Source organism: Cytobacillus gottheilii, from assembly GCF_900166665.1.
In the GTDB taxonomy this organism is placed as follows: Bacteria; Bacillota; Bacilli; order Bacillales; family Cytobacillaceae; genus Cytobacillus; species Cytobacillus gottheilii_A.
This window is the reverse complement of the sequence record NZ_LT800494.1, coordinates 2261834-2274128: the sequence shown is the minus strand read 5'-3', so window position 1 is coordinate 2274128 and position 12295 is coordinate 2261834. Positions and strand designations below refer to the sequence as shown.

Here is a 12295-nt window from a genome sequence, read left to right as displayed (position 1 = left end):
TATGCTTAAAATGAAAGCGAAAAAAACCCTCTCCACCTTTGGAGAGGGTTTTTTACACTTTATAAAAAGTTAAATTAGCGGATCGCAATACATTTTACAAGTATTGTCTGCAGCTATACTCAGTAGGCAGAATTAGTCATTCCTTAGTTTTGAATAGCTGGCAGCTCTCTGATTTCAGCCGTTGTCTCATTTCCACATAATGGACATTTTAAATCAGCAGATGCAAAATCCTTACGCATCCAGCCATTACAGCTTTCTGTACTGCATGAATAGACTTCCGTATCCAGCATAACTACTTCAGGTGTATCATCTTGGCCTTTTCTGTTGAAGAACACCATAACGCCCCCTTTTATTGCTTAGTATGGACAAACAAGGGGAATTTATGATAAAAATCCTTTTTTTGCTATTTTTTATTTCCTTCTTTTTTAAATCTGCTTCCCATTCACAGAAATCGAAATATCGACTTCTTCCACATAGCCTTGTGAGACTTCATCTTCATGTGGCGGATATGACATTGTTTCCTCGCCAATTAATCCTGATGAATAATCATCAAACGGAACATACACATCTGTTTCTACATGTAAGACTTCCTTCATCGGAATTTTTTCTTCTTGCATGAATAAAAACCCTCCCTTCCTCCTCTATTGTTAAACATAATTTCCAAGAACATACAGGAAGCGTTCAAAAAAGCCCTCCCATATTTGAAGAAAGGTGAGCAAAGGAAAAATTCATGCCACACAAATAGCTTGGTCCTGTCCAAAGCATTAAACATTTTTTCAAGTTTTGTGTTTTTCCACAAGCCCGTTCCATTGCGCTGCGGACCCTCGCTTTCCGTGGGGAGGAAGCTGAGCCTCCTCGGAGCAAGCTCCTGCGGGGTCTCACCTTTTCCTCTATTGCCCACAGGAGTCGAGGATCCTCCGCTCCATTTCACTCATGTTTAGAAAATATTAAATGTTAAATACAAATTAAAAACCGGATGATTAGAAAGATTCACTTCTTAATCATTCGGTTCTGTGGTTTTGTTAAATAGTTTTGTCCCAGTCTCTTTGCTTAGCCTGTAGTTGCGATCGATTTCTTTTGTTCTGTTTTTTGCATTTGGATTAGACTTATGGTCAGGATGACTCCAAGCGCTGCTAAAATCGCGTAGAAAAGGTACACATGAAAAATACTGAACTCCTCGAAAATGATCCCGCCAAAAAACGTACAAAACCAGTTGCCAAGTCCATTGCCTATTGCCGAATACAGGGTTATAGCCGTAGCAGTAATGTGTGTAGGCGTAATTTCTCTTAAATATTGAAGGGCGGCTGGAATGAATAGACCAATTGATATCCCCTGAAAAACAGCGGTTGAATAAACAATCCATAAACTTGGCTCTGTAAAATAAAGAACCCACCTTATCAACGAAACACATGAGGCCAGCAGCATAATGTTCAGCAAACCCAGTCTTTGAATGAGACCATTAGCAGCTTTCATAAATGGTGCTTCTGATAAAACCGCAATTAAAAAAGCAACCCCTATGCCCGTATAGGTCCCACCGCTTCCTTCTATAAAGAGACCAAAATACGTATTATTAGCAAGATTAGGGCCGAAAATCAGAAATGTAACAAGAAGGAACAGCAAAAACTTTTTCATCGTAAGAATATCTTTAACACCAAGCAAAAGATTTGGCTTTTGTTTCTTTTTTTCTGAGGGCATTCGCCACGCCAAAATAGAGGCAAGCACTAGCGCTAAAAAGAACGAAATAAAGATAACCTGGTTATTCCATTCTGAAAGTCTCCCCATTATAAAGACTGCGAGACCAAACCCTAATGAACCGAATAGGCGGATATTTCCGTAATTGTATTGGACTTTACTCGTATAACTAATCGAAATACTATCCGAGACTGGGATAATTGCACTCTGAAAAATGGCTACAAGAACAGCGATAAAGAAGATGGCAGAATATCCGCTAAACGCTAAATATCCTAAAGCTAAAGTTCCTGCAATAAAGGTAGTAAACGTGAGAATTTTAATAGGAGAATTTGTTTTATCAGAGATCATGCCCCATAAAGGCTGAAAAAAGATCATAACAACGGGGTTAATCGACATAATGATGCCAATTTGATATCCATTTAAGTTTTCAGCTTCACTCAAATAAACACTTAACAGCGGCATCATGCTGCCTACTGCAAAAAAAGTAAGCAAGTAAAATCCTTGCATGGTTAAAATTGTTTTCTTTATTGATGTCATATAAATCACCATTTCTGTAGCTTTCATATTTGTCATCTTTTGATTCTTCAAACAAGCATAAAGTATATTTTAGCATTTTTTGATAGGTAATTCCTAATATATATCAATTTTCTCTGTTTAGGTCATGCAAGTTAATAAACTTTATATATGAGTCTTAAAGAAAATTAAAATTAACCCTTTACTGAAAACGGATTCATGTTACAATATAAAACGAACATGTTGGATGTCAGACGTCTGTTCTTAAAGGAACCGTTTTCAAATAACCTGCATGTAAAAATGACAGCTAGAATTTATCAAATGAGGTGTTTATTAATGAATATTATTTGGGGATTGTTTGGTATTTTTACGATTTTCATGATCGCTTTTCTTTTATCAGATAATCGGAAAGCAATCAATATAAGAACGATCATCGGCGGCCTTCTCATTCAATTTATATTTGCCTTTCTTGTCCTTAAATGGGATTTAGGTAAAGCTGCCCTTGAAAAAGTAACCTTTGTAGTGAATGATATTGTGGGTTATGCGAATGAAGGGATAAACTTTCTTTTTGGCGGTTTCTTTCAAGAAGGAACGAATATTGGATCCGTTTTTGCGTTTCAAGTTCTTCCGGTTGTGATTTTCTTTTCATCACTCATTTCGGTCCTTTATTATACGGGGATTATGCAAGTGGTGATTAAATTTATTGGAGGCGGACTTGCTAAATTGCTCGGCACCAGTAAGGCAGAATCTATTTCAGCAGCTGCCAATATCTTTGTCGGACAAACAGAAGCTCCTTTAATCGTTCGTCCATTTATTAATCGGATGACAAAATCGGAGCTATTTGCTGTCATGACTGGTGGGCTTGCATCTGTAGCTGGTTCAGTGTTAATTGGTTATTCACTGCTAGGTGTTCCTTTAGAATATTTATTGGCAGCCAGCTTCATGGCCGCACCTGCTGGTTTGATCATGGCAAAAATTATGATTCCTGAAACCGAGAAATCCGAAACAACAGATGACATTACAATCGAAAAAGATACTGATTCTGTAAATGTTGTAGATGCAGCGGCTAAAGGAGCAAGTGTCGGTCTTCAGCTTGCTTTAAATATCGGAGCTATGCTATTAGCATTTATTGCTTTAGTAGCGTTAATTAATGGCTTGTTTGGATTTGTAGGCGGTCTATTCGGTTTCGAAGACCTGACATTAGAAATGCTGCTGGGCTATTTGTTCTCACCTCTGGCATTTGCCATTGGCGTTCCATGGTCTGAAGCTGTACAGGCCGGTGGTTTTATTGGACAAAAACTTGTGTTAAATGAATTTGTTGCTTATTCGGATTTTGCACCTGTAATAGGAGATTTTTCAGAAAAAACAGCTGTTGTCATCAGTTTTGCTCTTTGCGGTTTTGCTAATATTTCATCTATGGCCATCTTACTTGGCGGTCTTGGAAACCTGGCTCCTGACAGAAGAAATGATATTGCAAAACTTGGTCTAAAAGCTGTTATTGCTGGAGCTCTCGCTTCCCTATTAAGTGCTGCAATTGCAGGTATGCTATTTTAATAAAGTAAGTGTGGCTTACTTACAAGCATTTTACATGGAAACAGAATCGAATGGTTAGGAAGTTAATTCTTCTAATCATTCGATTTTTTATTTGATTATTATAAAATATCTCTTTTTAATTGGATATATCCCCAAACCTTGATATTGAATATTTTTGTTTTAGAATATCATATTATATTAAGCTCCTACTTCTCTTAGCATGGTTATTTTCGTTTGTGCGTCCTCCCTCTTATTCGTAATCTATTTATGAAAAGTAGATTTTGTCTAAATTTATCAGAATTTTTCTTCTATTTATGATTGAAAGTTTACTAGTGTTGGTGTTAACCTTAATTTGTAAGCGTTTTCCTATTGGCGATTTACCCTATCTTACCATATTTAAGGAGGAATAGTAGATGAGTCAATTAACGTCAGCATTAAAAGAAAAGGTTGAAAGGTTTTTAAATGGTAAAAAGCAGCTTTATATTAACGGACAATTTGTTGATAGCAAATTACAGAAAACCTTTGAAACATTTAATCCTGCAACAGGTGAAGTTCTTGCTCATGTTTATGGAGCTACTGCAGAAGATATTGATCTGGCAGTTAAAGCTGCCCGAAAAGCGTTTGATGAAGGTCACTGGTCGAAGCTGACAGCTGCAGATCGAAGCCGGCTTATGTATAAACTGGCCGATTTAATGGAAGAAAACAGTGAAGAACTTGCCCAATTAGAAACACTTGATAATGGCAAACCGATTCGGGAGACTTCTGCAGCAGATATTCCGCTCGCCATAGAACATATGCGCTATTATGCTGGCTGGGCTACCAAAATCACAGGACAAACCATCCCAGTCAACGGTCCTTATTTTAATTACACACGGCATGAAGCTGTAGGCGTGGTTGGCCAAATTATTCCATGGAACTTCCCTCTTCTGATGGCAATGTGGAAGCTCGGTGCAGCATTAGCAACAGGATGTGCGGTCGTATTGAAGCCTGCTGAACAAACGCCTTTATCTGCTTTGTATCTGGCTGAATTAATCGATGAAGCTGGATTCCCTGAAGGCGCTATAAATATTGTTCCTGGTTTTGGCGAAACAGCCGGACAGCCGCTCGTTGACCATCCTCTTGTTGATAAGATTGCTTTTACAGGGTCAACTGAAGTAGGTAAGATGATTATGAAAAACGCCTCAAAAACTCTAAAACGAGTAACGCTGGAACTTGGAGGCAAATCACCGAATATTATTTTACCTGATGCAGATTTAACGAAAGCAGTACCTGGTGCTTTAAATGGTGTTATGTTTAATCAGGGACAAGTATGCTGCGCAGGCTCTCGTGTATTTATTCAAAAGAAACATTACGATAATGTCGTTTCTGATATGGTCAGTCATGCTCAATCCATTAAACAAGGGGCCGGCTTGCATAGTGACACGGAAATTGGACCGCTCGTTTCCACTGAGCAGCAAAAACGTGTGCTAGGTTATATTGAAAACGGCCTCAATGAAGGTGCTGAGCTAGTCGTTGGAGGAAATAAACCGCAGGAAGAAGGATATTTTGTCTCCCCTACTATTTTTGCTAATGTTCATGATGATATGACTATTGCAAAAGAAGAAATTTTTGGACCAGTCATTTCGGCCATGCCTTACGATGACTTAGATGAATTAATTGCTCGAGCCAATAAGAGCGAGTACGGTCTAGCAGCTGGCGTTTGGACGCAGGATATTAAGAACGGTCATTATATTGCAAACCGCTTGCGTGCTGGTACAGTCTGGGTAAATTGCTACAATGTTTTTGATGCTGCATCTCCATTTGGCGGCTATAAACAATCCGGTATGGGACGTGAAATGGGCTCCTATGCACTGGATAATTACACAGAAGTCAAAAGTGTATGGATTAACATGAATTGATTTAAGACAAAGAGACTGGACATACAAATTTAACACGAAAATAGAACCGAATGGTTAGTAAGTGAAAACTTTCTAATCATTTGGTTTTATTTGTTATTTTAGAAATTTCACTTTTTAAACACGAGTGAAATGAAGCGGAGAACACTCGACTCCTGTGGGTAATAGAGGAAAAGGTGAGACCCCGCAGGAGCGCGTAGCGACGAGAAGGCTCAGCTTTTGATCCCACGAAAAAACAGGATCCGCAGCGCTGGTGGAACGGGCTTGGTTAAATACCAAACCATGACATTTGTCCGAGTCTCTTTTGTTTTTATCTGCCCTCTACCTATATAAACAAAGTGACTTTTCACACAATTGTCACTTTATTAGCGTGTTCACATATTATCCATAGGAATTTTTTACGGTATTCATTATCTTAATAGTGGGAGGGGAAAGAATGAGAAAGATCTATATTATTTGCAGCTTAATTGTAGCAGTGGGCATTACTGCGGGCATTTCATTTTTTATCATTCGCGATCATATGGCGACAATTCCAGAAAACACAACCCTTGTGACCATGAATGGAGAAACATATGATTTTGCCCAGTCGGATAAGAAATTAAAGCTAGTGGAATTCATGTATACTCATTGTCCTGATATTTGTCCGACAACTACGCAAAAAATGAATTTATTGAAAAGTGACTTACAAAAAGAAGGTGTATTTGGGGAAAATGTTCAGTTTCTTACCATTACGATTGACCCCTATCGTGACACACCTGAAATAATGAAAAATTATATGAATACCTTTGAAATTGAAGATGATGGAAACTGGATTATGCTTACTGGTGATCAGGAAGATATGAAGCAAGATCAGCAAGAAATACTTGATCTGGCAAACACCTTCAAATTTCAATATCGAGATCCAGGAGATGGTTTCTTTGTTCATAGCACCTTTGTCTATCTCTTAGATGAAAATAACCGCTATCTAAAGAAATTTCCAATGGGCGAAGAATTCAGCAAAGAAGATGTATACACAAAAATTATGAAAGAAATTTAATTTGATGCTATAACAGTAAAAAAGCGAATGCTTATGCACTCGCTTTTTTATTTATCATTTATTATGTAGATCACAAGGCGCCACTTCATACAATACTTCAACGGCGCCAATCTTAAATGGAGCCAGCTCCAGCATTTTGTCATAATAACAAGTACAATGTTTAATTCGAGGCAGTAGGCAATGATTTACTTGCATGTAAGGACAAAATCGCTTGAGTTCTTGGCTTAGTAAAGCTAACTTTAATACCCGACTTTTTTAATCGATTAACTAATTCTACGAGCTGCTTTTTGGCCATTTGACATACTCTCCTTCTTACCTGCCGTTTATAAATTCATTGTACAGGATAATTATGAAAAAACTATGAACAATTTTAAAAAAGTTGTTCTTTTTTCTGTTTTTCTTTTTTCTCTATTTTCCCTGCTGGTGTTTATATAAACGTTCTGCCTTAAACATATTCTCCGCGATTTTCTTAATTCCTTTATAATCTGCACTGTAAATGTTATAATTCTAGAGATTATGTACATTTGGAGGAATTTAAATAAATGTTAAGTGTTAGCAATGTCAGTCTTCGTTATGGAGATCGTAAGCTTTTTGAAGACGTTAATATTAAATTTACACCTGGGAACTGCTACGGTTTGATCGGAGCAAATGGTGCGGGAAAATCTACCTTTTTAAAAATTGTTTCTGGTGAGATTGAATCCCAAACTGGTCAGGTTTCATTGGGACCAGGCGAGCGTCTGGCAGTTTTGAAGCAAAACCATTTTGAATACGAAGAACACGAAGTTTTAAAAACCGTCATTATGGGTCATGCTCGCTTATACGAGGTTATGCAGGAGAAGGACGCAATTTACATGAAAGCTGACTTTACAGACGAGGATGGTATGAAAGCAGCTGAGCTTGAAGGTGAATTCGCCGAACTTAATGGATGGGAAGCAGAGTCTGAAGCGGCAATTCTTTTAAAAGGATTAGGGATTGAAGAAGAACTTCATACAAAGACAATGGCTGATCTTTCTGGTTCGGAGAAGGTAAAGGTTCTTCTCGCTCAAGCTTTATTTGGGAAGCCAGATGTGCTGCTTCTTGACGAGCCTACAAACCATTTGGATATTAAAGCGATTCAATGGCTTGAAGAATTCTTAATTAATTTTGAGAATACAGTTATTGTTGTATCCCATGACCGTCATTTCTTAAATAAGGTATGTACGCATATTGCCGATTTAGATTTCGGAAAAATTCAGATTTATGTAGGGAACTATGATTTCTGGTACGAATCTAGCCAGCTTGCACAAAGAATGGCTTCTGATGCGAACAAAAAGAAGGAAGAAAAAATAAAAGAACTGCAAAACTTTATTGCTCGTTTCAGTGCTAATGCGTCAAAATCGAAACAAGCTACTTCCCGTAAGAAGCTGTTAGATAAAATTACATTAGATGATATTAGACCATCATCTCGCCGTTATCCTTTTGTAGGTTTCACACCTGACCGCGAAATTGGGAACGACCTTCTTCGTGTCGATGGAATCAGCAAAACGATTGATGGTGTCAAAGTACTTGATAACATTAGCTTTATTATGAATAAAGACGATAAAATTGCCTTAGTCGGCACAAACGAATTAGCAAAAACAACCCTCTTTAAAATCCTTGCAGGAGAAATGGAGCCTGATGAAGGTACTTATAAGTGGGGTGTGACTACATCACAATCTTATTTTCCAAGTGATAACTCGCAGTATTTTGAAAATAGTGATGTGAACCTAGTTGATTGGCTGCGTCAATTTTCACCAAATGATCAAAGTGAAAGCTTCCTGCGCGGTTTCTTAGGCAGAATGCTCTTTTCTGGTGAAGAAGTATTGAAGAACGCTAAAGTTCTGTCCGGAGGGGAAAAAGTTCGCTGCATGCTTTCAAAAATGATGCTCAGCGGTTCCAATGTCCTGCTTCTTGACGAGCCTACAAATCACCTTGACCTAGAATCTATTACTGCGTTAAATAATGGTTTAATTAATTTTAAAGGGTCGATGATTTTTGCTTCTCATGACCATCAATTTATTCAAACCATTGCAAACCGTATTATTGAACTAACACCTGCTGGAATCATTGACAAGCAAATGACTTATGATGAATACCTCGAAGATCATGAATTGCAAAAGAAAGTAGCGGGGATGTATAAATAATTTTGAAGGAGTCAGCTTAGGGAGGCTGACTCTTTTTTTCAGTGCTTTTTATTTTTATGACGAGCTGATGAGGAACTAACGCCAGTTTCTGTTTCTGTTGTTCCTTGTCCTTTTACCTCAGGTGAACTTAATCCAGTCTTTGAAGCATCCTTTTTTCGCTTTCCCATTCATACCACCTCCATACTTATCATTCTTCAGTGTTCTGTTTTTATTCGTTTGGAACATGTATACCTCTTAGATTTCTAACTAAAAAATGCGAGAACTGCTCGTTAAGCAATTCTCGCATTTTTGTTTTATCGGCTTCTTATTCTTCTATATCCAAAAACGGCCATTACCAGCATTCCGGCAGCCAATATGGAGTTCACTATCCAGTTTTTCTGGCTAGGCTCCTCTTCAGGGGGTGGTGGTGCTGCACTTTTTAAGTGTTGAGATATATTCTCTTCAGATGGTTTAAGGTGAAGCTGAATGGACTGCACATACGTACCATCCTCATTGAAAAATCGTAATTCTCCATCGTCTGATAATTCTTCTCTATACTCATTATTGAACGGAACGGTAACTTCAATATTTTGTCCGTTTGTTGTATACTTGTTTTCTTTATCCTGATACACTTCATTCTGATCAATTACATCATGTACATACGTATTAAACCCATAATCAAACATCTTAATTGTATCTTGATAGATATCACGTTTAAAGTCAGCTTTTAATGTAATGGCAGTTAAATTCAAGGATCCTTTAGAAGCCGTGGTCGCTAATGTTTGCTTGGCTTCATTCACAAACCCGGTTTTTCCGCCAGTCACCCATTCATACGGATACTGACTTAAAAGCATTAAATGGTGGGTATAGAGGGTAGTATCCCAAGACTCACCATTCCATGGTAATTCTGTTTCACCAAAAATTCGGCGAAATGTTTCATTTTGCATGGCATAATTCGTAATAAGTGCTAAATCCTCTGCCGTGGTATAGTGATCTTCTTCATATAAACCATGAGGATTTGTAAAATGCGTATTCTTTACTCCAACTTTTTCTTTTAAATATTCATTTACGTGTTCTGAAAACCGCTCGATATTTCCGTCTGTATATTCTGCAATTGCCCATGCCGCGTCATTGCCCGAGTTAATGAGCATTCCCTGCAGAAGCTTCAAAAGTGATACTTGTTCCCCTGCTTCGAGATAAACACGAGTACCAACAACATTTCTTGCAGATTCACTAACAATCACGATATCTGTTAATTCTTCGTTTTCAATCGCATATATAGCTGTTGCTATTTTAGTTAAGCTGGCCGGAACCATTTTTTCCTGTGCATTTTTTTCATAAAGTATAGCACCCGTATCAGAATCCATCAAAATAGCTGCTTCACTAACAATTTCTGGATTCTCTGGTTCTTCTGCAATGCTCTCGGTTTCTGCGTAAACTGAATTTGAAAACGTAATAATCATGAACGATACTAGTACAGCACAAAAAGTTTTTTTCACAGTATAACACATCCAATACTTAGCCTTTAACCATAATAGATTGTACCAAAATATTGTTTGTGATTTATCATTGATATAAAATTGTTAATAAAATGAAATGTTTCTTCCTTTTTTTGAAAAAAATGAAAGTTTCTAAGAATTTACTCCCATTACTTAACGACTAATTTTTTAACTGCTGCAGCCTCCTCCGCCACAGCTTGAACAGCTTGAACCTCCCCCGCCGCCGCTATCGGAATCAGAAGAACTGCTGCAGCCAAAACCTGAACAAGAGGATCCTCCGGAATAATGGTCCTTCGTCATTTCTTTAGGCAACAACTCATTCATATGCTCTTCAAAAAGGTCTGGCTCATAAAGGGAGTAAAAGATGACCGCACTACTAGCATACATATATACTTGGGAATTGGATGTTCCTTTGTCGAGAGTAAAAACATCCCCATTGTCCTTAAGCCTTTTTGCATCTATCATATCATCTTTCATTTTATGGATTAAATACATCTTAACATCCATAAACTCATCGCCAGCTTTAAAATATTTATCCAATAAAGCTCTTTCATCCAGATGGTAAAAATCCTCTAGAATTTCTTGTTTTATTGCATTTTTAAGGAAACCACCCCAAATAATCTTACTGTTTTCTTCAACTTTAAATAAACTTATATATACCCAGTCAAAAAATGCTCGCTTCCCAGGAATTGGTTCAGCATCCAGGTTTGGTGCGTGATGCAAATAACCACCATAAAATTGATTGGAAAATTGCTGATATTCCCTGGTAAACATCAGCATTTCATGCCAAACCTCATCCGCCTTAGCACTAAACATTGGAACAGATTTTAATATCGCATTCATGACAAAATATCTTTTTAACTCATAAATAGCCCAATCCACTTCAAAAGAAGTTGTTTTTGGATATTCATGTAATACTCTATTTAGCACATTTTCTTCATATGAGAATGGCAGAGTTTGCTCTAATTTTTTCTCGATAGCTAAAGCAGCTTCGATTTGCAGACCTAAATCATCGGGTAAAGGTGTATTCTTTAATGACAAACCGCGATTTTTCGATTTGTTAGCAGCGGTAATCCCTACAACAAACAACACCATTATTAAAATAACAATCAAAAATTCCATTATATCTCCCCCATTTTCTATAGGTATACATCAGTATGAAATGGATCTTGCAATTAGAGTATGAATTTAATTAAATTTTTACACTTTTCCCTCTTTTTGTCTATAGATTTTTAATCCTAATCGCGGGTACAGATAGGTTATAAAATTTTATTGAGAAAAAACGGAAAAGTAGACAAGTTCCCCTATACAATACGCATACCTTTATAATGAACAAACATATTTGAGGGGAGAAAAACGGATGACATTTTTTGTTTTAAAGAAGAGAACCATTTTTTTGTTTCTAGCCGTGTTAACTGTGATTGCAAGTGCAGCTGCTGTTATTTACACAAAATCTGAAAATGTTACAGCATTTAATCCTGCTGCCGGGGAGAATGTTAGAGACATCCACATGGTGACTGGAGAATTTACAACTACTACTGCTGATGGAAAGGAAATGGAGGTTTATCGCTGGGATCCTGGTACAATTTTTCTTGAAAAAGGGGAAAATGTGAATTTAAAGATCTTAGGGGTAAACGGCAGTGAGCATCCTTTTTATATCGAAGGAACTGACATTAAAGGTGTTGTTAAAAAGGGTGAAGAAACGGTCGTTCCACTGAATTTTTCTAAAGAAGGAACATATAAGCTTGTATGCGATGTTCATTCTCACCATGAAAATCATGGTACGATGATTGCTTATATTGTTGTAGATTAACAAATAGGCTTATTTCTAAAAAGTGTTATATGATGGGCAAGACTTAAGCAACGGCTTAGTTTGATTCTTCCACAGACATATTGACTTCAATTTGCTGCTTTCCCTAATCATTCGATGCTTCTCATTCCCAGTTTTTAGATATGCAAAAAAAGGATGTCCTGAATAGTCATTGG

11 protein-coding genes are annotated in these 12295 nt (G+C 37.3%); 5 read left to right on the top strand and 6 right to left on the bottom strand.

Annotated features, from left to right (window positions below):
* Nucleotides 1–143: 143 nt before the first annotated feature.
* The 3 genes from B7E07_RS11300 to B7E07_RS11285 form a co-directional block, all read right to left on the bottom strand.
* Nucleotides 144–338, bottom strand: coding sequence for a cold-inducible protein YdjO-related protein (locus B7E07_RS11300; RefSeq protein ID WP_176215181.1), 195 nt, complete (start codon nucleotides 336–338; stop codon nucleotides 144–146).
* A gap of 87 nt (nucleotides 339–425) precedes the next feature.
* Nucleotides 426–617: a hypothetical protein gene (locus tag B7E07_RS11295; protein WP_080845962.1), complete on the bottom strand. Its 192-nt coding sequence runs from the start codon at nucleotides 615–617 to the stop codon at nucleotides 426–428.
* A gap of 433 nt (nucleotides 618–1050) precedes the next feature.
* A complete protein-coding gene (locus tag B7E07_RS11285) occupies nucleotides 1051–2235 on the bottom strand; it encodes an MFS transporter (RefSeq protein ID WP_080849171.1) in 1185 nt (394 codons plus the stop codon).
* A 306-nt stretch (nucleotides 2236–2541) separates the two neighbouring features.
* On the opposite strand from B7E07_RS11285, the gene B7E07_RS11280 reads away from it, so the two are divergent.
* From B7E07_RS11280 to B7E07_RS11265, 4 genes are all read left to right on the top strand, one after another.
* The gene (locus B7E07_RS11280) at nucleotides 2542–3759 is read left to right on the top strand and encodes a NupC/NupG family nucleoside CNT transporter (RefSeq protein ID WP_080845960.1); all 1218 of its coding nucleotides are present in this window, start codon (nucleotides 2542–2544) and stop codon (nucleotides 3757–3759) included.
* 392 nt (nucleotides 3760–4151) lie between these two features.
* Nucleotides 4152–5636, top strand: coding sequence for an aldehyde dehydrogenase family protein (locus B7E07_RS11275; RefSeq protein ID WP_080845959.1), 1485 nt, complete (start codon nucleotides 4152–4154; stop codon nucleotides 5634–5636).
* 433 nt (nucleotides 5637–6069) lie between these two features.
* Nucleotides 6070–6669, top strand: coding sequence for an SCO family protein (locus B7E07_RS11270; RefSeq protein WP_080845958.1), 600 nt, complete (start codon nucleotides 6070–6072; stop codon nucleotides 6667–6669).
* Nucleotides 6670–7211: 542 nt separating this feature from the next.
* Nucleotides 7212–8831 (top strand): ABC-F family ATP-binding cassette domain-containing protein, encoded by a 1620-nt coding sequence (locus B7E07_RS11265; protein WP_080845957.1) that lies wholly within the window; start codon nucleotides 7212–7214, stop codon nucleotides 8829–8831.
* A 38-nt stretch (nucleotides 8832–8869) separates the two neighbouring features.
* On the opposite strand, the gene B7E07_RS11260 is transcribed toward B7E07_RS11265, so the two are convergent.
* The 3 genes from B7E07_RS11260 to B7E07_RS11250 form a co-directional block, all read right to left on the bottom strand.
* On the bottom strand, nucleotides 8870–8998 hold the full coding sequence (locus B7E07_RS11260) for a YuzL family protein (protein WP_080845956.1): 129 nt from the start codon (nucleotides 8996–8998) through the stop codon (nucleotides 8870–8872).
* Between the two features lie 126 nt (nucleotides 8999–9124).
* Nucleotides 9125–10273, bottom strand: coding sequence for a D-alanyl-D-alanine carboxypeptidase family protein (locus tag B7E07_RS11255; RefSeq protein WP_139785723.1), 1149 nt, complete (start codon nucleotides 10271–10273; stop codon nucleotides 9125–9127).
* Between the two features lie 204 nt (nucleotides 10274–10477).
* Nucleotides 10478–11431, bottom strand: coding sequence for a glycine-rich domain-containing protein (locus B7E07_RS11250; protein ID WP_080845954.1), 954 nt, complete (start codon nucleotides 11429–11431; stop codon nucleotides 10478–10480).
* A 238-nt stretch (nucleotides 11432–11669) separates the two neighbouring features.
* Here B7E07_RS11250 and B7E07_RS11245 point away from each other — a divergent pair, with 238 nt between their 5' ends.
* Entirely contained in the window at nucleotides 11670–12122 is a 453-nt protein-coding gene (locus B7E07_RS11245; RefSeq protein WP_080845953.1) for a cupredoxin domain-containing protein, read from the top strand.
* Nucleotides 12123–12295 lie beyond the last annotated feature (173 nt).